This is a genomic window from Agilicoccus flavus (assembly GCF_014857905.1).
GTDB classification, from domain to species: domain Bacteria; phylum Actinomycetota; class Actinomycetes; order Actinomycetales; family Dermatophilaceae; genus Agilicoccus; species Agilicoccus flavus.
Map to the genome: position 1 here is coordinate 394,836 of NZ_JACYXE010000002.1, position 21,409 is coordinate 416,244.

At 75.2% G+C, this 21,409-nt stretch carries 20 protein-coding genes; 8 read left to right on the top strand and 12 right to left on the bottom strand.

Going from position 1 to position 21,409, the window contains the following annotated elements:
- Nucleotides 1-39: 39 nt before the first annotated feature.
- Genes ICW24_RS05240 through ICW24_RS05250 form a run of 3 tightly spaced genes read right to left on the bottom strand, consistent with a single transcriptional unit; the run spans nucleotide 40 to nucleotide 3,805 of the window.
- On the bottom strand, nucleotides 40-2,214 hold the full coding sequence (locus ICW24_RS05240; protein WP_226344658.1) for a xanthine dehydrogenase family protein molybdopterin-binding subunit: 2,175 nt from the start codon (nucleotides 2,212-2,214) through the stop codon (nucleotides 40-42).
- On the bottom strand, nucleotides 2,211-3,221 hold the full coding sequence (locus ICW24_RS05245) for an FAD binding domain-containing protein (RefSeq protein ID WP_226344659.1): 1,011 nt from the start codon (nucleotides 3,219-3,221) through the stop codon (nucleotides 2,211-2,213). The genes ICW24_RS05240 and ICW24_RS05245 overlap by 4 nt, the downstream gene beginning before the upstream one ends.
- Nucleotides 3,218-3,805 (bottom strand): 2Fe-2S iron-sulfur cluster-binding protein, encoded by a 588-nt coding sequence (locus ICW24_RS05250; protein ID WP_226344660.1) that lies wholly within the window; start codon nucleotides 3,803-3,805, stop codon nucleotides 3,218-3,220. Before ICW24_RS05250 ends, ICW24_RS05245 begins: the two co-directional genes overlap by 4 nt.
- Nucleotides 3,806-3,995: 190 nt before the next feature.
- Here ICW24_RS05250 and ICW24_RS05255 point away from each other — a divergent pair, with 190 nt between their 5' ends.
- Nucleotides 3,996-4,364 (top strand): YidH family protein, encoded by a 369-nt coding sequence (locus ICW24_RS05255; RefSeq protein WP_226344661.1) that lies wholly within the window; start codon nucleotides 3,996-3,998, stop codon nucleotides 4,362-4,364.
- Nucleotides 4,364-4,735, top strand: a complete 372-nt coding sequence (locus ICW24_RS05260) for a DUF202 domain-containing protein (protein ID WP_226344662.1) — start codon at nucleotides 4,364-4,366, stop codon at nucleotides 4,733-4,735. The genes ICW24_RS05255 and ICW24_RS05260 overlap by 1 nt, the downstream gene beginning before the upstream one ends.
- Nucleotides 4,736-4,755: 20 nt before the next feature.
- Here ICW24_RS05260 and ICW24_RS05265 read toward each other — a convergent pair whose 3' ends face one another.
- A complete protein-coding gene (locus ICW24_RS05265; RefSeq protein WP_226344663.1) occupies nucleotides 4,756-5,418 on the bottom strand; it encodes an HAD family hydrolase in 663 nt (220 codons plus the stop codon).
- A 245-nt stretch (nucleotides 5,419-5,663) separates the two neighbouring features.
- Between ICW24_RS05265 and ICW24_RS05270 the strand changes: the two genes are divergently transcribed.
- Nucleotides 5,664-8,075 carry a glycoside hydrolase family 65 protein gene (locus ICW24_RS05270; protein ID WP_226344664.1) on the top strand — a complete coding sequence of 804 codons (2,412 nt, stop codon included), beginning with the start codon at nucleotides 5,664-5,666 and terminating at the stop codon, nucleotides 8,073-8,075.
- Nucleotides 8,076-8,177: 102 nt separating this feature from the next.
- Here the strand turns inward: ICW24_RS05270 and ICW24_RS05275 are convergent, their stop codons facing one another.
- The gene (locus ICW24_RS05275) at nucleotides 8,178-8,552 is read right to left on the bottom strand and encodes a transglycosylase family protein (RefSeq protein ID WP_226344665.1); all 375 of its coding nucleotides are present in this window, start codon (nucleotides 8,550-8,552) and stop codon (nucleotides 8,178-8,180) included.
- A 175-nt stretch (nucleotides 8,553-8,727) separates the two neighbouring features.
- On the opposite strand from ICW24_RS05275, the gene ICW24_RS05280 reads away from it, so the two are divergent.
- Nucleotides 8,728-9,423 (top strand): response regulator transcription factor, encoded by a 696-nt coding sequence (locus ICW24_RS05280; RefSeq protein WP_226344666.1) that lies wholly within the window; start codon nucleotides 8,728-8,730, stop codon nucleotides 9,421-9,423.
- Between the two features lie 58 nt (nucleotides 9,424-9,481).
- On the opposite strand, the gene poxB is transcribed toward ICW24_RS05280, so the two are convergent.
- The 7 genes from poxB to ICW24_RS05315 all read right to left on the bottom strand — a co-directional run bounded on the left by poxB (nucleotide 9,482) and on the right by ICW24_RS05315 (nucleotide 18,354).
- Nucleotides 9,482-11,206, bottom strand: a complete 1,725-nt coding sequence (poxB, locus tag ICW24_RS05285; RefSeq protein ID WP_226344667.1) for a ubiquinone-dependent pyruvate dehydrogenase — start codon at nucleotides 11,204-11,206, stop codon at nucleotides 9,482-9,484.
- Between the two features lie 169 nt (nucleotides 11,207-11,375).
- On the bottom strand, nucleotides 11,376-13,367 hold the full coding sequence (locus ICW24_RS05290; protein ID WP_226344668.1) for a hypothetical protein: 1,992 nt from the start codon (nucleotides 13,365-13,367) through the stop codon (nucleotides 11,376-11,378).
- 300 nt (nucleotides 13,368-13,667) lie between these two features.
- On the bottom strand, nucleotides 13,668-14,414 hold the full coding sequence (locus ICW24_RS05295) for an alpha/beta fold hydrolase (RefSeq protein ID WP_226344669.1): 747 nt from the start codon (nucleotides 14,412-14,414) through the stop codon (nucleotides 13,668-13,670).
- 104 nt (nucleotides 14,415-14,518) lie between these two features.
- Complete coding sequence (gene tpx / locus ICW24_RS05300; protein ID WP_226344670.1) at nucleotides 14,519-15,016, bottom strand: thiol peroxidase; 498 nt, start codon at nucleotides 15,014-15,016, stop codon at nucleotides 14,519-14,521.
- 23 nt (nucleotides 15,017-15,039) lie between these two features.
- Nucleotides 15,040-16,290 (bottom strand): ATP-grasp domain-containing protein, encoded by a 1,251-nt coding sequence (locus tag ICW24_RS05305; protein WP_226344671.1) that lies wholly within the window; start codon nucleotides 16,288-16,290, stop codon nucleotides 15,040-15,042.
- Nucleotides 16,291-16,330: 40 nt separating this feature from the next.
- Entirely contained in the window at nucleotides 16,331-17,077 is a 747-nt protein-coding gene (locus tag ICW24_RS05310; RefSeq protein ID WP_226344672.1) for an esterase family protein, read from the bottom strand.
- A complete protein-coding gene (locus tag ICW24_RS05315) occupies nucleotides 17,077-18,354 on the bottom strand; it encodes an alpha/beta hydrolase-fold protein (RefSeq protein ID WP_226344673.1) in 1,278 nt (425 codons plus the stop codon). The genes ICW24_RS05310 and ICW24_RS05315 overlap by 1 nt, the downstream gene beginning before the upstream one ends.
- Nucleotides 18,355-18,608: 254 nt before the next feature.
- Here ICW24_RS05315 and ICW24_RS05320 point away from each other — a divergent pair, with 254 nt between their 5' ends.
- The 4 genes from ICW24_RS05320 to ICW24_RS05335 are packed head-to-tail and all read left to right on the top strand — an operon-like array spanning nucleotide 18,609 to nucleotide 21,398.
- Nucleotides 18,609-19,355, top strand: coding sequence for an energy-coupling factor ABC transporter permease (locus ICW24_RS05320; protein ID WP_226344674.1), 747 nt, complete (start codon nucleotides 18,609-18,611; stop codon nucleotides 19,353-19,355).
- Nucleotides 19,352-19,759, top strand: coding sequence for an energy-coupling factor ABC transporter substrate-binding protein (locus ICW24_RS05325; RefSeq protein WP_226344675.1), 408 nt, complete (start codon nucleotides 19,352-19,354; stop codon nucleotides 19,757-19,759). The genes ICW24_RS05320 and ICW24_RS05325 overlap by 4 nt, the downstream gene beginning before the upstream one ends.
- Nucleotides 19,756-20,538: a cobalt ECF transporter T component CbiQ gene (cbiQ, locus tag ICW24_RS05330; protein WP_226344676.1), complete on the top strand. Its 783-nt coding sequence runs from the start codon at nucleotides 19,756-19,758 to the stop codon at nucleotides 20,536-20,538. The genes ICW24_RS05325 and cbiQ overlap by 4 nt, the downstream gene beginning before the upstream one ends.
- Complete coding sequence (locus ICW24_RS05335; RefSeq protein WP_226344677.1) at nucleotides 20,535-21,398, top strand: energy-coupling factor ABC transporter ATP-binding protein; 864 nt, start codon at nucleotides 20,535-20,537, stop codon at nucleotides 21,396-21,398. The genes cbiQ and ICW24_RS05335 overlap by 4 nt, the downstream gene beginning before the upstream one ends.
- Nucleotides 21,399-21,409: the final 11 nt, after the last annotated feature.

Consider the following 21,409-nt stretch of genomic DNA (forward strand, 5'->3'; position numbering starts at 1 on the left):
CTCGTCGGGCCGATCCGCGGGCTTACCGGTACCCGCGCGTCACGCGGACGCGTCACCGAGGACGTGATCACGCTCACGCTGGGGGAGCAGTCCGGCCAGCAGCTTGTCGGCGGTGACGGGGAGGTCGCGGACGCGCACGCCCGTGGCATCGAAGACGGCGTTGACGATCGCGGCGGGGCTGCCGACGATGCCGATCTCGCCTGCGCCGCGCGAGCCCATCGGGTTGAGGTGGGTCTCGACGTCGTCGTCGAGCCAGATCGCGTCGAGGTCGGCCACGTCGGCGTTCGCCGCGACGTGGTAGCTCGCGAGGTCCTGCGTGACGACGTGCCCGAACCGCGGGTCCCGGACGGACTCCTCGAAGAGGGCCGCCGACAGGCCCATGACCATGCCGCCGAGGAACTGCGAGCGCAGCGTCGTCGGGTTGACCGCGCGGCCCACCGAGAACACCCCGAGCATGCGCGGCACCCGGATCTGGCCCGTGTCGGCGTGCACCCTCACCTTCGCGAAGTGGGCGCCGTAGGAGTTGAGGGCGTACTCCTGCAGGTCCGGGTTGTCGGGCATGCCCGCGGTGGCGCTCGCGCCCTCGCTCGGCCGGTCGCCGTGCTGCTCCCGGAACGCGCGGGCCGCCGCGGTGATGGCGATGCCCCACGACGACAGCCCCGAGGAGCCGCCCGCCACCGACGCCGACGGGTAGCGGGTGTCGCCGATCCCGAGCCGGATCTGCTCGAGGCCGACGCCGAGCGCGTCGGCGGTCACCTGGGTCAACGACGTCCACGATCCGGTGCCGATGTCGGCGGCGCCGATCCCGACGGCGTAGCAGCCGTGCTCGAAGGTGACGGTGGCCTCGTTGCCCGGCATCGCGTTCGCGGGGTAGGTCGAGCTCGCGACGCCGGTGCCGACGAGCCAGTCGCCCTCGCGCCTGCTGAGGGGCGCTCGCGGGCCTTCCTCCCAGCCGAACCGCTCGGCTCCGCGCCGCAGGCACTCGAGCAGGCGCCGCCGCCCGAACGGGTGGCCCGTCTCGGGGTCGACGTCGGGCTCGTTGCGCACCCGCAGCTCGATGGGGTCGAGGCCGCAGCGGTGGGCGAGCTCGTCCATCGCGACCTCGTGGGCGAACATGCCGGGCATCTCGCCGGGCGCGCGCATCCAGAACGGGATCGCCACGTCGAGGCGGGCCACGCGGTGCGTCGTGCGCCGGTTGGGGGCCGCGTACATGGATCGGGTCGGCGAACCCGTCTGCTCGACGAACTCCTTGATCGCCGCGCTCTGTTCGAGGACGTCGTGCGAGATCGCCGTGAGCCGGCCGTCGGCGTCGGCGCCGAGCCGGAAGTGCTGGATCGTCGCCGTCCGATAGCCGACGAGCGCGAACATCTGCTGGCGCGTCACGGTCAGCCGCACCGGCCGGGGTGCGAGCGCCTTGGCCGCGAGCGCGGCGAGGACCACGTTGACGTGCGGGGCACCCTTGCTGCCGAAGCCCCCTCCCACGTAGGGGGCCACGACCTCGAGCCGCTCGGGTTCGATGCCGAGCACGGGGGCGAGCGAGGAGCGGACCGCGTGCACGCCCTGCGTCGAGTCGACGAGCGTGAGCACCGGGCCGTCGCCGAGCCCGGCGTCCTCCCCGTGCCAGGTGGCGATGGTCGCGTGCGGCTCCATCGGGTTGTTGTGCTCGTACGGGGTGGCGTACGTCTCGTCGACGACGTGCGTCGCCGCGGCGAGGGCGGCCTCGACGTCACCGGCGGAGGTGTCGGACTCCGACCCGTCGCTGAGCTTTTCAGGGGTGTAGAGGCGTGGGGAGTCGGGGCGCAGCCCGACCTCCGCCGGTTCCTCGTCGTACTCGACCGCCACGAGCGCCGCGGCCTCGCGGGCCACCTCGCTGCTCTCGGCGACGACGAGGGCCACCGGCTGGCGTCGGAACCACACCGTGTCGTCCTGCAACGGGGCGAACTCCCGATCCTCCCCGTCGGCGACCCGCGGCGCGTTCGTGTGGTCGAGGACCGCGAGGACGCCGGGCAGGGCGCGGGCGGCGGTGGCGTCGATGCTGCGGACACGTCCCCGGGGGACGGTCGAGGCGACCATCGCCGCTTGCGCCGCGCCCTCGGCCTCGTGCTCGACCGCGTAGGGCGCGACGCCGAGCACCTTCCGGCGCCCGTCGAGGCGCCCGACCGGCCGGCCCATCTGGACCGGGTCGAGCAGCGTGGGGCCGGTGGGCTCGCTCATCGCAGGGTCCTCTCGCCGGTGCTCAGCTCTCGCAGGGCGGCCCGTACCGTCCCCCGGAGCATGGCGCGCTTGTACGCGGTGCCCTCGCTCGTCGTGGCCGCCTCGAGTTCGAGCTCGACGGCGGCGTCGATCGCCTCGTCGGTGAGGCGGACGCCGGTCAGCGCCTCCTCGGCCCGGGTCGCCCGCCACGGCACGTGCGCCACCCCGCCGAACGCGAGGCGTACCTGCGCCGCGTCGCGGGGGTCGCCTGCGTCGCTCGGCACGAGCAGGGCCGCCACGGAGACGAGCGCGAACGCGTAGGACGCCCGGTCGCGCACCTTGACGTACGTCGAACGGGCGCCCGGGGGCGGGGCCGGGAGTTCGACGGCGGTCACGAGCTCGCCGTGGGCGAGGGTCGTGTCGCGCGAGGGGTCGTCGCCGGGCAGCCGGTGCAGCTCGCCGAACGGCAGCCGGCGCTCGCCGTCGGGGCCGAGCACGACGACGCTCGCGTCGAGCACCCGCAGCGCGACCGCGAGGTCGGAGGGGTGCGTGGCCACGCACGCAGGGGAGGCGCCGAGGATCGCGGCGTAGCGCTCGTAGCCGCCGATCGCCGAGCATCCCGAGCCGGGCTCGCGCTTGTTACACGGGGTCGTCGTGTCCTGGAAGTACACGCAGCGGGTGCGCTGGAGCAGATTGCCGGCGGTGCTCGCCTGGTGCCGGATCTGCGGCGAGGCCCCCGCGAGCAGCGCCCGCGCGAGCACGGGGTAGCGCTCGCGCACGCGCGCGTCGGCCGCGGGGTCGCTGTTGCGCACGCCCGCGCCGATGCGCAGCCCGCCGTCGCTCCCGTCCTCGATGCCCGTCAGGGCGAGGCCGGTGACGTCGACGACCTCGCCGGGCGTCGCGACGCCGAGCTTGAGGTGGTCGACGAGGTTGCTGCCGCCGGCGAGGAAGACCGCGTCGGGTCGGCCCGCGACGGCGGCCACCGCCGACGCGGGGTCGTGGGCGCGGGTGTAGGTGAAGGGGGTCACGACCCGGCCGCCTGACGCACGGCCGCGACGATGCCCGCGTAGGCGCCGCACCGGCAGAGGTTGCCGCTCATCCGTTCCCGGATCTCGGCGTCGGAGAGCTCCGGCCGGCCGGACAGGTCGTCGGTGACGTGGCTCGGTTGCCCGGCCGCGAGCTCGGCCAGGGCGCCGACCGCCGAGCACACCTGGCCCGGGGTGCAGTACCCGCACTGCAGGCCGTCGTGGTCGAGGAACGCCTGCTGCACCCGGTGCAGGGGCAGATCGGCGGGGTCCGCGCCGGGCAGGGACGGGGACGACGGTTCTGCCGTATCGGCCGGCGGCCCGGCGTCCGGCGCCTCGTCGAGGGCCGCGAGGCCGCGCGAGGTCGTCACCGTGGCACCGTCGTGCGCCACCGCCAGGCTCAGGCACGTGAGATGCCGACGACCGTCGAGGATCACCGTGCACGACCCGCACTGGCCGTGATCGCAGCCCTTCTTCGGGGCGGTGTGGCCCAGTCGTTCGCGCAGCGCGTCGAGCAGGGTCGTGCGGACGTCGATCTCGATCCGGACGGCCTCGCCGTCGACGTCGAGGCCGATGGTTCTCGTCATGGGGGGCACCTCTCGAACCTGAGCCGTGCGGCGACCGTCGACGGCGTACCTTCGCCGATGCCCCGTCGCGCGCGGGCACAAACCCCCTCCCGCAGCCCGGAGCGGACGGGCGGACCCGCGGGCCCCGGGTGACACCGCGGCCTCGGCGCGGCCACCGCGACGGGGCGGCACCGGCACGTACGATCGCGGGGTGAGCCAGCCCCCACGGAGGTGGCCGCGCCGGGTCTACGGCGTCGGCACCGAACCCGATCCGCGGTTCTCCCTGGCCAACGAGCGCACGTTCCTCGCGTGGATCCGCACGACCCTGGCGTTGCTCGCCGGCGCCGCCGCCATCGACGCCCTCGCGCTGCCCATGCCCCGGCCCGTGCAGCAGACGATCGCCGTCCTCCTCGCCCTCGCGGGGATCGGCTGCGCGATCACGGCGTGGCGCGGGTGGGCGGCCGCCGAGCGGGCCATGCGCCTCGGGCACCCGCTCCCCGGCAACGCGGCGGCCCTGCCGCTCGTGGCCGTCGTCGTCGCGGTGGCGGTCGTCGTCGCCGTGACGGCGCTCGCCGGCTGATGCCGCCCGACCCGCCCGTCGACCCGGGCCTGCAGCAGGAACGCACGGCGCTCGCCTGGCGCCGCACCGGACTCGCGCTCGTCGTCGGCGTCCTCACCGTGGGCCGGCTGTCGATGGAGGCGTTGGGGGCGATCGTCGTGCTGCCGGCCGTGCTCGCCCTCGCCGCCGCGCTGTGGGTCGTCGCGGCGTCGCTGCGCCGGGGCCGCTTCGCCGCCACCTCCGGCGTCGAGGCCGGCTTCCGCGACGTCCTGCGCGACGGCCGGCTCCCCGCGGCGATGGCCCTCGTCGTGCTCGTGCTCTGCGCGGTCGAGCTCGTCACCGCCCTCTCCGGCGCGTTCCCGCAGATCCACCTCGAGATCAGATCGCCCTGACCTCACCGACCGCGCGAGGGTCAGAGGCGCCCGAGCCGTGACTCGCCCAGGTGCGCCAGCAGGTCGGCGGGATCGGCCCACACCTCGACCGCCCCGGCCTCCCTCAGCTCCGCCTCACCGATGCCGCCGCAGGTGAGGGCGATGCACGGCACCCCGGCCCGCTCCGCCGCCTGCACGTCCCACACCGTGTCGCCGAGGGCGACCGAGCGCTTCGGGTCGAGGCCGTGGTCGTCGATCGCCACCTGGATGAGGTCGGGCGCGGGCTTCGCCTTCTCGACGTCGGCGGACGTGGACGCCCCCGACACGATGTCCTCCTCCACGCCGATCGCGGGGAGCATCCAGTCGAGGTCGTCCTTCTGGCCGCTCGTGGCGATGACGACGCGCAGGCCGCGCTCGTGGCAGGCCCGCAGGAGGTCCGCCGCCTTCGGGAACGCGCGGATGTCGTCCTGGAACGCCTCGTAGTGCGAGGTGTGGGCGCTCGAGACGGCGTCGTCCTGCCCGCCGGTGAGGTGCTCGACGAGCTCCCCGCTGGCGATGCCGATCGCGTCGTGGACCTGCTTCATGCTCACGTCGTCGTACCCCCCGTCGCGCAGGGCGCGGATCCACGCGATCGTGTGCAGGTAGTTCGTGTCGAGCATGGTGCCGTCGACGTCGACGACGACTCCGGGCGTGAGGTCGGACATGCGGTGCTCCTGGGTCGAGGGGCCGCCCCGCCGGCGGCGCCGGCGCACTCGAGCTCGTGGTCTCGGGCGGGCGGGGGATCGTGGGTCGATCCTCTCGCGCCGCGTTCGGCGTCGACGCGCCGGCACCCCGGAGTACGCCCGGACGCCCCGCCACCCCCGGCCGCCGACACCGGGCCGCCCTCCCGGGCGGGCCCGGGGTGGGGACCGTAGGTTGGGCGCACCCGCCCACGACCCGAGAGGCACCCATGCCGCACTTCACGTACGACGACCCGTGGCGCCTGCGCGAGACGCGCCTCGACCTCGACGCGCTCGGCGTCGCCGAGTCGGTCCTCGCACTGTCCAACGGCTACGTCGGCGTCCGCGGCACCCTCGACGAGGCGGACCCGGGGCACGCGCCGGGCACCTTCATGTCGGGGGTCTACGAGACGCATCCCCTCAGCTACCCCGAGGGCGGCTACGGCCACCCCGAGGAGGGGGAGGCGATGGTGAGCGTCGCCGACGGGACGCCGATCCGGCTCGAGGTCGACGGGGTGCCGCTCGACGTGCGCACGACCCCGCCCACCAGCCACGAACGCGTCCTCGACCTGCGGGCCGGCACCCTCGACCGCGAGCTCGTCGTCGCCGTCACCGGCGGCCCGCGGGTCCGCGTGCGCTCGCGCCGCGTCGTCTCCCTGACCGATCGGTCCGTGTCCGCGATCCGCTACGAGGTCGCCGCCCTCGACCGGCCGGCCCGGATCGTGCTGCGCTCGGGGCTCGTCGTCGACGAGTGCCCCGTCGAGATCGACAACGGCGACCCGCGGGTGGCGGAGGCGCTCGACCGGCCGTTCGAGGCCGTCGGCTTCGGCCGCCTCGTCGACTGCGGGGGAGCCCTCGTGCACACGACCCGCCGGTCGGGGATCACCGTCGCCGCCGCCGTCGGCCACGACGTCGTCCTGGACCGCGCGGACGACGGGGTCGAGGAGCCGACGGGCCAGGAGGCGCAGGGCACGCCGGTCGGGGGCGAGCCCCGGGTCTCGACGCGGGTCGACGACGACCGGGTCACCACGACGATCAGTGCCGACCTGGAGGCCGGGGACCGGCTCGTCCTCACCAAGTACCTCGCCCACGTCCGGGCCGACGGGTCCGGCGACACGACGCCGGAGACCCTGCGCGAGCGGGCCCTGGCGGCGCTCGAGGGTCACCGGGCGCGGGGCCTGGACGCCCTGCTGGCGAGCCAGCGCGACCACCTCGACCGGTTCTGGGCCGAGTGTGACGTCGAGGTCGACGGGGACGACGAGCTCCAGCTCGCGCTGCGCTACGCCCTCTTCCAGCTCCACGGCAGCGCGGCGTGCACGACCGGGGCGCCCGTGGGGGCGAAGGGGCTGACCGGGTCGGGGTACAGCGGCCACACGTTCTGGGACATCGAGGGCTTCGTCCTGCCGGCCCTGACGCTGCTGCGTCCGGACTCGGCCGCGCGCCTCCTGCGCTGGCGGGCCGGGACCCTCGACCAGGCCCGCGACCGCGCCCGCGTGCTCGACCTCGCGGGGGCGAGCTTCGCGTGGCGGACCATCAGCGGCACCGAGGTCTCGGCCTACTGGCCGGCGAGCACGGCGGCGATGCACGTCAACGCCGACATCGCCCGGGCCTTCGACCACTGGACCAACGTCACCGGCGAGGCGCCGGAGGCCGTCGGCGCCCTCGGGGTCCTCGTCGAGACCGCGCGCCTGTGGGCGTCGATGGCCTCGGTGGACGCCGCCGGGGAGTACCACTTCTACGGGATGACCGGCCCGGACGAGTACACGGGCGTCGTCGACGACAACGTCTTCACCAACCTCATGGCCCAGCGCAACCTGCACGTCGCGGCGCAGACCTGCGCCGACGACCCCGGGGCCGCGGCCGGCCTGGGCGTCACCGAGTCCGAGATCGGGGAGTGGCACGCGATCTCCCGCGCCATCCACGTGCCCTACGACGAGGACCGGCGGGTGCATCCCGCGAACGCGAGCTTCACCCAGTACCGCGAGTGGCCGTTCGAGGACAAGGAGGACGGCTACCCGGTCCAGGAGAACTCGCACTACGCCCTCATCTACCGCCGTCAGGTGCTCAAGCAGGCCGACCTCGTGCAGGCGCTGTGGTGGTGCCGCGACGCGTTCACCCCCGAGGAGGCGGCCGCAGACCTCGAGTACTACGAGGCGAGGACGGTGCGCGACTCGTCGCTGTCGGCCTGCGTCCAGGCCGTCGCGTGCGCCGAGGCCGACCACGTCGACCTCGCGCTGCGCTACCTGCGGGAGGCCGCGTTCGTCGACCTGCGGGACCTGCACGGCAACGCCGCCCAGGGCCTGCACCTCGCGTCCGTGGCCGGGGCCTGGCTCGCGTTCACCGCCGGACTCGGCGGCCTGCGTGAGGACCACGACACCCTCGAGCTCGCGCCGCACCTCCCGGCCGCCCTGAGCCGGACCCGGTACCACGTGCGGTGGCGCGGTTCCGTGCTGCGCGTCGAGACGACCCGGGCGGGGACGACGCTGTCGCTGCCCCGGCCGGCGGACCGCCCCGTCGAGGTCGTCATCGACCGGGACCGCGTGCTCGTCGGCCCCGACGAGCCGGTGCGGGTGCCCCTCCTCGACCCCGCCCCTCTTCGCCCCGAGCCGACCCAACCTCCCGGCCGCGCCCCGAGCTGCTGAGGTCGGGCCCGCCCGCCCGGGACGCCGACGGGCCCCCGCCACCGGGGAGGTGACGGGGGCCGGGAAGGCCGGGAGGCCAGGAGGCCGAAAGGCCGGAGCGGATCAGCCCCAGCAGTGCTTGGAGGGGTTCCAGGGGGACGTGCCCTGCTCGGCGAGCAGCTCGCGGGCGGCGGCGTCCTGGACGGCCTTCGGCGCGTGCTTGGCACGCGAGTAGCCCTCGGAGGCGTCCAGGCCGCGCCAGGTGGCGTTGATCATCTGGTACGCGCCGGAGGCGGAGGAGACCGGGTTCTGGGCCTTGTAGTCCCCACCCGACTCGCACTCGCGGATCTTCGCGAGAACGGAGCTCGAGCCGGCGGTCGACGCGTCGCGCTCGTGGGCGGAGGCGGACAGGGAGCCCCCGATCCCCATCGTCGCCAGGGCGGCGGTGGCACCCGCGGTGAGCATCGTGCGGCGGATCGTCTGTCGAGCGGTCGTCATGCGTGTCTCCTCGTTCGGGGGCGTCGGGGGTGTCCAGGACGTACGTCGCGAACACGAACTCGTCCACCCTGGCGTCGCCCGCATGACACGACGATGACGCGATGCTGGACGAAACCCGGGTAACGCCCCGGGGACCCCGGGCGCGACCTGCGGCGGAAGGGGACATGATGACGGGATGAAAGTCCTCATCTTCGACGCCGATCCCGGCGGCGGGGGCGATTCCGGGATGCGGTTGGGGGAGGCGCTCGCGCTCGAGGGCATAGCCGTCGAGGTGCTCGTCGACCCGGTCGTGGCCGCGCGGACCGTGCAGATGGCGCTGTGCGACGCCGTCGTCGTGTGCGTCACCGGCGTCGACGACCGGGTGCTCGACTGGTGCGCGCGCCTGCGCGAGGCCGAGTCCGGGGTGGCGCTCGTCGTCGTCGCCGACGAGGCCGCCCCCGAGCGGGTCGTCGCGGTCCTCGACGCGGGCGCCGACGACTGCGTGACCCGCCCGGTCCGGCTGAGCGAGATCGCGGCCCGGCTGCGGGCCGTCGAGCGCCGAGGTCGACGTCCGCGGCCGGCGGCCCTCACGGCCGGCTCGCTGACCCTCGACCCCGCGGCGCACCGGGCGTGGCGCGACGACGTCGAGCTCGAGCTCTCCGCCACCGAGTTCGCGCTGCTCGCCGTCTTCCTCCGCCGCCCGGGCGAGGCCCTGTCGCGCGCCGAGCTGCTCGACCTCGTGTGGAACCGGGTGGAGCAGGAGAGCTCGAACGTCGTGGACCGGGTCGTCGCCCGGCTCCGCCGCGTCGTCGACGAGCCGTTCGGCCGGCCCACGATCCACACGGTCCGCGGGGTCGGCTACCGCCTCGACCCCGACGAGCCGGACGAGTGAGCCTGCGGCGCCGCCGGGTGGTCTCCCCGGCGGGCCTGCCGGCCCGCTCGGCCGGGTGTCAGAGGATCTGGCGCAGGTTGGCCTTGGCGAGGTCGATGAGCTCGTCGCCGCGCCCCGACATGACGGTACGGATGGCGTACAGCGTGAAGCCCTTCGCCTGCTCGGCGTCGACGGCGGGCGGGATCGACAGCTCCTGCCGTTCGGTGACGACGTCGAGGATGCCTGGGCCGTCGTGGGCGAGGAACTCGGCCACGGCGTCGGGGAGGTCCTTGGACCGTTCGACGCGGCGTCCGTACATCCCCATCGCCCGGGCGACGGCGCCGAAGTCGGGGTTGGTCAGGCCCGTGCCGTACGTGACGAAGCCCGCCGCCTTCATCTCGAGCTCGACGAAGTTGAGCGAGCTGTTGTCGAAGACGACGACCTTCACCGGCAGACCGTTCTGCACGAGCGTGAGCAGGTCGCCGAGGCCCATCGCGAGGCCGCCGTCGCCGGCGAGGGCGATGACCTGCCGGCCCGGCTGCGCCGCCTGGGCGCCGATGCCCTGGAGGAGGGCGTTGGCCATCGAGCCGTGCGAGAACGAGCCGATGAGGCGCCGGCGACCGTTCATGCGCAGGTAGCGGGCCGCCCAGACGACGGGCGACCCGACGTCGGGGATGAAGATCGCGTCGTCGTCGGCGTGCTCGTCGACGATCCGGGCGAGGTACTGCGGGTGGATCGGGGCGTTCCGCTTCGACGGGGTCGCGAGGTCGTCGAGCCGCTCGCGCGTCTTCGCGTAGTGCGCGCGGGAGTCCTCGAGGTGGCGGCGGTCGGTCTTCGCGGTGAGCCGGGCCCGCAGGGCCGGAGCCGTGTCGGCGATCGTGCCGACGAGCCCGACGTCGACGGGGTGGCGCCGCCCGATCTGCTCCCCGCGCATGTCGACCTGCACGACCTTCGCGTGCTGCGGATAGAACTGCCGGTAGGGCAGGTCGGTCCCGAGCATGAGGAGGGTGTCGGCGCGCTCCATCGCCCGGTAGCCGGACGCGAAGCCGAGCAGGCCCGTCATGCCGACGTCGTAGGGGTTGTCGTACTCGAGGTGCTCCTTGCCGCGCAGCGCGTGCACGATCGGCGCCCCGAGGGTCTCGGCGAGGCCGATGACCTCCTCGTGCGCGCCGGCGCACCCGGCGCCGGCGAGGATCGTCACCCGCTGCCCGGCGTTCAGGATCGCCGCGGCGCGGTCGAGTTCGGCCTCGACGGGGACGACGCTCGACTGCGTGGCGCGGATGGCCACGGTCCGGTCGGTGACGGCCGGGGCGAGGGCGACGTCGCCGGGGATGACGACCACGGCCACCCCGCGACGCTGCACCGCGGTGCGCATGGCGATCTCGAGGACGTGGGGCATCTGGCTCGGCTGGGCGACGTACTCGCAGTACACGGACGCCTCGCGGAACAGCTCCTGCGGGTGCGTCTCCTGGAAGTAGTTCGTGCCGATCTCGGCGGTCGGGATGTGCGCCGCGATGGCGAGGACGGGCACCCGCGACCGGTTCGCGTCGTAGAGGCCGTTGACGAGGTGCAGGTTGCCGGGCCCGCAGCTCCCGGCCGCGACGGCCAGCTCCCCGGTGACGGCGGCCTCGGCGGACGCCGCGAAGGCGGCCGCCTCCTCGTGGCGCACGTGCACCCACTCGATCGTGCCGTCCGTGCGCAGCGCGTCGGTGAACCCGTTGAGCGAGTCGCCGGGGATGCCGTAGACCCGCTTCACCCCGCTCGCGCGGAGCGTGCCGACGATCTGTTGCGCGATCGTGCCCATGCCGTTCTCCTTCGGATCGGCGGGCCCGCGGACGTCACGACCCTGGGGCGCGCGGACTCGCGTGCGGCGCGGGAGGATCCGACGCCGCTGCCCGTCGATCCTGCCACCGCGAGAGGCAGCGACCCCGGGCCGGGGGCCCCGGCGATCGGCAGGGGCCGATCGATCAGGGTCAGCGGCGCGCGAGGCGGTACGCGTCGCGCACGACGTGGCCGGCGGGGGTGTCGCGGACGGCGCGCCAGGCCGGGGTGCGGGCGAGGCGGGCGACCAGCGACGGCGAGGTCGTCGCGGCACGGGCCGCGTCGGCCTGCGCGGTGGCGGCCGCGGAGATCTCCGCCCGCGAGGCCGGCAGGGGCCGCGCCGGCCGGTGGGGGGCGGACCCGCCCTCGACGCCGGCGAGGTGGTCGGCGAAGCTGCCGCGCCACAGCGCGCTGCGCAGCACGCGTTCCTGCCGGGCCGTGGTCTCGCCGGCGCGGGAGGCCCGCCACAGGTCGTGCACGTGCGGCACGTCGAACGCCGCGCCCCACGAGGCGCTGTCCGCGAGGAGGTGCTCGACCCGATCCGCGTCGGAGGCGTCGGCGACGCGGATGACGCGGGGCGGCGCGGCCGGCGTCGGGGCACCCGCGGCCGGCGTCACGGGGGCCGCAGATGACTCGGCGGGAAAGAACGGCACGTCCGCCCACGCGGGCACGAGGCTGCGGATGATGTCGCGGTGCAGGGTGTTGGCCTGCCGGTCCTGCGGGGTCATGGCGAGCGCGGCCTGGATGAAGGCGGGCGAGAGCAGGGGGGAGACCGTGCCGAGGCGTTCGGCGGTCGTGCCCCAGCGGCGGAGGCGTTCGCGCAGGTAGTAGACGTCGAGGACGCTCGCGCCGGTGTGGCCGCGGGCGGCGATGCCCCGCAGGACGGCGAGGACGTGCGCCACGAGCTCGGCCCGGGCGGCGTTCGTCGCGCCGGGGACCGGCGCCTGGCGGGTCACGACGGCGGCGGCGAACCTGCGCAGCCGGGTGTCTTCCGGGAGGGCGAGCAGGGCGTCGAGACCGCCCGGGTAGAAGAAGCCGTGGGCGATCTCGCCGCCGACGCCGCCCACGGCGACGTCGGTCCGCTCGTCGAGCGTGGCGGGCGGGCGGTGGCCGAGGAACGTGCAGGGACGCAGGCCCTCCGCGACGTCGTGCCAGGCGCGGGCGCGCTCGAGCGCGGCGAACGGCGGCGTCTCGACCCGGCCGCCGGTGGGCAGGTGCCGGACGCGGTGCTCGGGCGGGTCGGCGAGCAGGCCGACGAGGGTGCGGGCGCCGTCGAGGTCGCCGGGGACGGCGTCGTGGGAGTGCAGGGTGACGTCGGCGCCCGCGGCCACGAAGGAGGCCGCGACCAGGCGCGAGTCGCGCCCGCCGGAGAGGTCGACGACGGGGCGGACGTCGTAGAGCCGGGACACCGACGCGGCCACGGCGCGCAGGCTCTGCGCGGCGTCGTGCGCGAGCTCCGCCCGGTGCGCCGCGGTGGCCCCGGCGCCGGACCACGAGGCGACGATGTCGACGGCGGAGACGGACAGGCGACCCGCGCGCCCGTCCCAGTGGATCGTGCTCGCGGCGTCGACCGCGCGGACGCCCGCGTACGGGGTGGTCTCGCCGAAGAACTCGTCGGCGACGGCCGACTGCGCCCACCCGTGGGGGTCGGCGGTGGCCGGCAGGCCCGCGAAGCGGAGCGCGGCGACGGGCCGGTTCGACCAGACCCGGCCCCAGGGCGTGGTCACCTCGAAGAGGCGCCCGACGCCGAGCGCGTCGGTGTGCAGGGTGAGGGCGTCGGCCTCGGCGTGCAGGTGGGCGAGGACGAACGGCGGGGCGATCCGCAGCATGGCCGCCGGGTCCGACCGCAGCGCCTCGGCGAGCGCGAGCGGGGCGTCCGGGAGCGGGATCGCACCGACCACCCGCTCCACCCCGAGCGGGGCGTACAGGGAGGCGACCGCCCGCCCCGGCGCCTGGCTCCAGGCGGGCCAGCGCGACGGGGACTCCGCCGCCTCCCACAGGGCGAGCCCGCACGAGGGGGCGCCCGCGCTCTCGCTGCGGGGCGGGACCGCCCATCGGGGGGCGTACCTCGCCTCGACGCGCTCGCGGGCGGCGGCGAGGTCGACGCCGGCGTCGCGGCAGACGTACGCAATCAGGGTGTGCATCGGCAGCTTCGGTGTCGCGGCGGAGGTGGACTCCCAGGCTAGCGGTAGTTATGTCTGATCCGTTGCACGGCAACGATTTTGCGCGGGCCAGACGGACTCGGGCCTGCATGGCGGCGCTGCGGGTCGGAGGGCGCACCCGGGCCACGTATCGACGCCTCGCCGGCCCCCGCGGGGCCGTCGACGCGGCGACCGACGGCGAGCGTGCGAGCCGCAGCGCGCGCGACAGGACGCGTTCGCCTCAGCGGATGCGGGCGAGGAAGTCGAGGAGCGCCCGGTCGAACGCCTCCGGATCGTCGACGTTCACCGCGTGCCCGACGCCCTCGAGGACGACCGCCTCGACCAGGGGGTGGTCGTCCGCGAGGGAGGTCGCGTGCTCGGTCGGCCAGTACTGGCTGCCCGAGCCCGCCACGAGCAGCATCGGTGCCGTCGTCCGGGTGATGACGTCGCGCCGTCGGCCGCGGCGTGATCGGCGAGCAGGGGGAGGGTGACCGGGTCGGCCGCGTCGCGCATCGCGGGCATCGCCCCCGTCTCCTCGACGAGCCGCATGAGCCCGGCGGTCGTCGTGCTCGGGTCGAGGCCTCGTCCGGTCGCCGGGATCCCCGCGGCGAAGAGGGTGCCGAGGTTCTTCCGGGTGAGTCCGTAGAAGCCGTGCTCCCAGCCGTCGCCGTTGAGCATCCGCGGCGTCTGGTCGACCGAGACCATCCCCAGGCAGCGGTCGAACCCGAAGAGGTCGAGGTAGGCCCAGATCGAACTCGCGCCCATCGAACCGCCGACGAGCACGGCCGCGCTCAGGTCGAGGTGGTCGAGGAGTTCCGCGAGGTCCTTGCCGTGCCGGGACAGGCGCTGCCCGTGCGCCGGCGAGGCGGACTCGCCGTGGTTGCGCCGGTCGAACGCGACGACGCGGTAGCCGGCGCCCAGCAGGGCCCGCTGCGTGACGTGCCAGGTCGTCGCCGGCGCGGTGAACCCGGCGACGAGGACGACCGGGGTCCCCGCGCCCTCGTCGGTGTAGGCGAGGTCGACGCCGTCGGTCGTGCGGAAGCGGGGCATGAGCGGCTCCTTCGGGCGGGAGGGTCGGACGTGACGCGTCCGGACACCGCGACCGCCCCCGGGCCGGGTGGCGGCGGGGGCGGTGCGGTGGGTCCGGTCGCGACTCAGGCCAGGGCGGCCATGGCGGCGTCGTAGTCGGGCTCCTGGGCGATCTCCGGGACGAGCTCGGTGTAGGTCACGCTCCCGTCGGCGTCGAGGACGACGACGCTGCGGGCGAGCAACCCGGCGAAGGGACCGTCGGTCATCCGCACGCCGTAGTCGTCGCCGAACCCGCCGCGGAAGGAGCTCGCGGCGGTGACGTTCTCGATGCCCTCGGCGCCGCAGAAGCGCGCGAGCGCGAACGGGAGGTCGGCGGAGACGCACACGACGCTCGTGTCGTCCCGGCCCGCGGCGAGTTCGTTGAACCGGCGCACGCTCTGCGCGCACACGCCGGTGTCGACGCTCGGGAACACGTTGAGGACGACGCGGCGGCCGCGGAGCGAGTCGCTCGTCACCTCGGACAGGTCGGCGCCCACGAGCGTGAACGCGGGGGCGGGCGAGCCGAGCTCGGGCAGCTCGCCGGAGGTCTGGACGGGGGTGCCCTTCAGGGCGGTGGTGGCCATGGGTGTCTGTCTAGCACGCGCGCTCAGGCGCCGGGGACGGGACGCTGGTCGTCGACCCAGGCCCCGAGCAGCCCGCGGAAGTGCGCGAGGAAACGCTCCTGCTCGTGCGGCGGGTACGTGGCCTGGACCGTCTCGCGCAGGATGCGGTCGAACTCGGGACCGCTCACCCACTCGTGCACGGCCTCCGGGAGGTGGCGCAGGTGCTCCTCGCACCACTCCCAGTAGCGCGCCGAGTCGAGCTGGGCGTCGGCGAGCTCGAGGTAGGCCGCGATCTTCGCGTCGTAGTCGAGGGCCGGGTCGTCGGCGATGTCGAAGTACCGGCGCGTCTGCAGGTCGACGCAGCCGCGCCGGCCGGTGACGACGCAGTACGTCGACCAGCGCACGAGCGCCGTCATCGCCCACGGGAAGTAGTAGTGCAGGCTCGTCACGGCGACGTCGGGGCACGCGTTCGCGTAGTCGATCGGGTACACCTCGTCGCCGGCGACGAGCATCTCCGCGGAGTTGAACTCCCACCCGAAGAACGCGTTGACGATGCGGCTGATCGCGCCGACCTCGAACCCCGCCTTCTCCGACAGGAAGTCGTGGTTGACCTGGTAGCGCTCGTGCATGGGCTTCTCGGGGCGGAAGTCCATGACCATCGTCTCGGGGCCGATGCTCAGGGCTCGGGCGAAGACGTCGTAGTCGATCGTCGCCTGCAGGTGCATGAGCATCTCGCCGGACTCGTCGTAGGCGCGGTGCAGGTCGCTCCGGTCGTCCACCCGCGACACCCCGCGCCAACCGCCGCCGTCGAACGGCTTCATGTACAGCGGGTAGCCGAGATCGTCGGCGATCGCGTCGAGGTCGAAGTCGCGGTTGTACGTGCTGGAGGTGTACGCCCAGCGCACGTTGTCGACGGGGTTCTTGTAGGGCACGAGGATCGTCCGCGGCACCTTGAGCCCGAGGCGGAGCATGGCGCAGTAGGCGCTGTGCTTCTCCATCGACTGGAACGTGAACGGGCTGTTGAGCAGGTACGTGTCGTCGGTGAGCGCGGCCTTCTTCAGCCACTCCCGGGGGTGGTAGTACCAGTGCGCGAGCCGGTCGATGACGAGGTCGGTGCGCACGGGGTCGGTGAGGTCGAACGGCTCGATCGTCAGCCGTTCGCTCGCGAGGGTATGCATCGTCCCGTCGGGCCCGCGCACGGGGCCCACGCGCCGCAGGAGGGCCTCGAAGGCCTGCGGCCAGTCGGTCTCGGCGCCGAGGAGCAGGCCGATGAGGTGGGTGGTGCTCGCGTTCACGGGGGACCTCCTGGGCGGGACGGGGGCACTGACCGTTCGGTCAGCAGAATCGGGGGAGGTGGTGGGCGATCTGGACCCGCCACCAGTCCCAGTCGTGGGCGACGTCGGGCCCCCACACGTCGAGCTCGTGGGGGATGCCGGCCGCGGAGAGGAGGGCGTCCATCTCGTGGGCCGCGGGCAGCGAGCGGGTCGGGTGGGTCTCCCAGGCGCCCTGGCCGACGGTGAGGACGACGAAGACGCGCTCGCGCAGGCGCGCCGCGGCCTCGCCGTGCAGGTTCGGCACGTAGTCGGTGGGGTTGGTGAAGTAGGCGTCGTCGCCGCGGTCGCCCCAGCCGCCCCACGAACTCGGGTCGTAGTTGCCGGACTGGCAGATCGCCACGGGGAACAGGTCCGGGCGGGTCAGCGCGAACTGCAGGGCGTGATAGGCGCCGAGGCTGCACCCGGTGACGACGGCGTCGGTGGCGCCGGGGGAGTCCGCCCCCATCCAAGGCACGACGCCCTGGGTGATCCAGCGCTCGTACCCGCGGTGGCGGCGGGCCCGCTCCTCGGTGGAGACGCTCCGGTCCGAGAAGGTGATGTCGTCGAAGGAGTCGACGCAGTAGAGCTTGACGCGCCCCGCGTCGATGAGCGGGGCGAGCGCGTCGACCATGCCGTTGTTCTCGTAGTCCCAGGCGCGGCCCTGCTCGCTCGGGAAGACGAGGACCGGTCGGCCCCAGTGGCCGTACCGGATGACGACGCCGCGCCGGCCGAGGTCGGGCGCGTCGATCTCGCGGTGGACGCGTTCCATCAGGGCTCCTCGGGCGAACCGGTGCTGTCGGGGGTTCCGTGGGTGTCGGGGGTGCCGGTCGCCTCTGCCGCGCCCGGCCCGCCCCACGCGCGGCGCAGGAGGTCGGGCAGGGCGGGGTCGAGCAGGTCGCGCCAGGCCGTGTAGCAGTGACCGTCGCGCACGGTCGCCGTGTCGACGTCCAGGCCGAGGCGGCGCAGGTGGGCGGCCATCGCCTCGTTGTTGCCGAGGTTCTCCTCCGCGGTGCCGCACACGAGCGCGACGGGCGGCGCCGCGGGCGGCCGGTCGGCGGCGGCGACCTCCGCCGTGAAGGACGTGATCGCGTCCCAGTGCGGGAACGACGACTCGCCGGGGTCGAGGGCGGGGGTGAAGTACGACCCCGAGGCGAGGAACAGCCCGGCGAACGTCCCCGGCTGCGTCCACTCCGCGTGCAGCGCGGCGAGCGCCCCGAGGCTCGCGCCGAGCAGCACCGGGGCGCCCGGGGTCGGCCAGCGGCTCGTGAGCACGGCGGTCGCCGTCGCGAGCGTGCGCGCGTACTCGGGACGCGCCGAGTAGCGGGCGTCGCGGTCCGGGCCCGGCGAGAGGAGCGCGACCCGCACGCGCGGGGCGCGCCCGGCCGCCGCGAGGGCGTCGAGGCAGTGCACGAGGCCGCCGAGGGCGTCCATCTCGGGGCCGTCGTGGGCCATGACCATCGGGAGGGCGTCGGCCGGGCCGGTGTCGCGCGGGGAGACGACCCGCACGACGAGCTCGCCGTCGTGGGCGCCCGCCCCGTGCTCGAGGGTCCACGTCTCGACGTGGTGCTCGGCCGGGGGCGTCGCGGTCCAGACCGGCGGGGCGTACCCGGGCATCGGCAGCCACGAGTGGTCGCCGAACGCGCCGCCGACCCGCAGCGGGTTCGTCGGGTCGAGGCCGAGGTGGGTCGGGCCCGCCTCGGCGGCCGCGTCGGCCTCGCCGCCGGCGTGGCCCGCTTCGCGGATCTCCACGAGGTACTCGAGCCGGTCGAGGTCGGGGACGGGCTGCGCCAGCTCCCAGCCGCCGGGCACGGACGCGTACTCCCGCTCCAACGGCGTGCTCAGGTGGGCCCACAACCGCACCCCGGCGAGGGCGTGGTCCGGGTCGGGGAACGTGAGGACGAGCGCCCCGTCCTCGACCCGGGACGCCCGCAGCGTCGGTGCCTGCCCGGCGTCGGCCCGCTCGGCGGCCTCCGGTGCGACGGCGTCCCCGACGGAATCGTCGTCCGGCGTCGCGGGGGCGGCGGGCTCGTCGTCAGGGGCGGACACCCCCGTGACGCTATCGGCTGGGCCGGTCCCGGTCCATGCCGGGCGCGGCCGCCGTGCCGGGCTCCCGGTCGTCCGCGGGTCTAGGCCGGGGCCGCCACCGTGCCATAGTCTGACCGTCCAGCCCGCGAGTCGAGGAACCCGGTGAACAGTCCGGGGCGGTCGCGCCACTGTGAGGCCCGCGAGGGCCGAGCCAGACCCTCGTCCCGCGGTCGTCCGTTCGATGGGGGCGCGTCCACCCCCGAGGGAGTTTCGCCGTGCACATCGCCGACGGGTACCTGCCCGCCACCCACGCCGCGCTCTGGTACGCGGCCTCCGCGCCGTTCGTCGTCCACGGCGCCCGCGCCGTGGTGCTGCAGGTGCGCGAGCACCCCGAGAACCGGCTGCTCCTCGCGGCGGCGGGGGCCTTCACGTTCGTCCTGTCCGCGATCAAGCTGCCCTCGTACACGGGCAGCTCGAGCCACCCGACGGGCACCGGGCTCGGGGCCGTGCTCTTCCGGCCACCCGTCATGGCGTTCCTGTCCACGGTCGTCCTCGTCTTCCAGGCCCTGCTGCTCGCGCACGGCGGCATCACGACGCTCGGCGCGAACGTCTTCGCCATGGGCGTCGTCGGCCCGTGGGTCGGCTTCGCCTGCTGGCGGGCGCTGCGTCGCGTCAGCGCCTCGCTCGCCCTCTTCACCGCGATGGCGCTGGCCGACCTGGCGACGTACTGCGTCACGTCGGTGCAGCTCGCCCTCGCCCACCCCGACGCGGCCGGCGGGTTCGCCGCGGCGCTCGCCAAGTTCCTCGGGATCTTCGCGCTGACCCAGGTGCCCCTCGCCCTCGCCGAGGGCCTGCTCGGGCTCCTGCTCTTCCGCGTCCTGTCCGACGTCGCGGCACCCGAGCTGCGGCGGCTCGGCGTCCTGCCGCACCGCGCGGGCGGCTCCACCGACGCCGGTTCCACCACCGACGCCGCCTTCACCACGGACACCGACTCCGCCGACCCCCGGGGGGCGGCCCGATGAGGCGCCTCGTCGACGCCGCGCTGCTGGCGGGCGTGGTCGCCCTCGTCGTGCTGGGCCTCGTGCTCGGCTCACCGCGCTCGAGCGGCGGTGAGGGGGAGAAGTTCGGCGGCACCGACGCGGCGATCACGCAGGAGCTCGACGCGTCCGGGTACGAGCCGTGGTTCGAGCCGATCTTCGCCCCGAGCTCGGGTGAGGTCGAGGCCGGGCTCTTCGCCGTGCAGGCCGGTCTCGGCGCCGGGGTCCTCGGCTATTGCCTCGGCGCCCTGCGCACGCGGGCGCGGTACCGCCGCGCCGCCGACGCGACCGCCACCCCGAGCGCGCCCGCGGCCGGCGACCCGACCCGACCGGACTCCGCGACCGGTGACCGGGCCCGCCGGGACCTGCGGACCGGCGATCGCCCGTGAGCGCGGGCTTCGCGCTCGACGACGCGGCCTGGGCGAGCCGATGGCGGCATCGCCGCGTCGCCGACAAGGCGGTCCTCTCGTTCGGCCTGCTCGCCTGCGCCGTGGCGTTGCCGCCGTGGCCCGGCGCGGCGGCGACCGGGGTCGCCGCGCTCGCCGTCCTCCTGCTCGGGGCGCGGGTGCGGGCCCGCACCCTGGCCCTGGCCCTGGCCGTGCCCGCCGCGTTCATCGCCACCGGCGCGGTGCCGCTGCTGTTGACGCTCACGTGGGAGTCGGGGCCCCACGTCGGGATCAGCCCGGAGACCGTCGGGGCGGCGGCGTCCGTCGTCGTGCGGGCTCTGGCCGCGACGACGGCCGTGTTCGTCCTCGCGTCGACGACGCCGATGGTCGACGTCCTCGCCGCGCTGCGCCGGGCCCGGGTGCCCGACGCGTGCGTCGAGGTCGCCGGGCTGACCTACCGGTTCGTCTTCCTCCTGCTCGAGTCGGCCGCCACGATCCGCGAGGCCCAGGCCGCGCGCCTCGGCTACACCGACCGGCGACGGGCCCTGCGCTCGTCCGCGCAGCTCGTGGGGGCCGTGCTGCTCCGCTCGTGGGACCGCGCCCGCCGCCTCGAGGAGGGACTGGCCGGTCGCGGCGACACGACGACGTTGCGCACCTTCGACCCGCCCGCGACCTCCTCCCCGCGCTTCGTCGCGGCCTCGCTCGGTCTCGTGGCGCTCGTCGTCGTCCTCGGCCTGGCCGGACCGGCCCTCGCCTCGGCGCTCGCGGGGGTGGCGTCGTGAGCCACCTGTCGCTGACCGGCGCCGGACTGACCTTCGCCTACGACGACACCCCCGTGCTGCGCGGCGCCGACCTCACCGTCGCCGGAGGCACCCGCATCGCCCTGCTCGGCGCGAACGGGTCGGGCAAGACCACGCTCCTGCGGGTGCTGTCGGGCGCCCTGCGGCCCGACGCCGGCGAGGTGCGCGTCGGCGGCGACCTCATGCGCGGCGACCGCGCCGGGCGGCGCCGGCACCGCGAGCTCGTCCAGCTCGTCCTCCAGGACCCGGACGACCAGCTCTTCTCCGCCGACGTCCGCCGCGACGTGTCCTTCGGGCCCGTCAACCTCGGGCTGAGCGAGCGGGAGGTCGTCGCCCGCGTCGACGAGGCCCTGCACCTGCTCGGCATCGCCGACCTCGCCGACCGGCCCGTCCACCGCCTGTCGTACGGGCAACGCAAGCGGGTCGCCATCGCCGGGGCCGTCGCCATGCGGCCGTGCCTGCTCCTGCTCGACGAGCCGACGGCCGGGCTCGACCCGGTGGGCGTCGAGGAGATGCTTGCCGCCCTGGCCCGCCTCGAGGAGCACGAGACGACGGTCGTGCTCGCGACCCACGACGTCGACCTCGCCCTCGCGTGGGCGCACCAGGCGGCCGTCGTCGCGGGCGGCCTCGTCGTGCAGGGCGACCCGGTCGACGTCCTGCGCCGCGCCGACCTGCTCGCCGCCGCCCGCCTGCGCCGGCCGTGGGTGCTCGAGCTCGCCGACCGCCTCGGCCTCGACCCGGGCCCCGACGGACCCCCGCTGCGCGACCTGCCCGGCATCGCCGCCGCCCTGGGGGCGCGTCCGGTGCCGGCCCCCGCCACCCGGGCGCACCGGCGGCCGTGACGCGGGCGCCG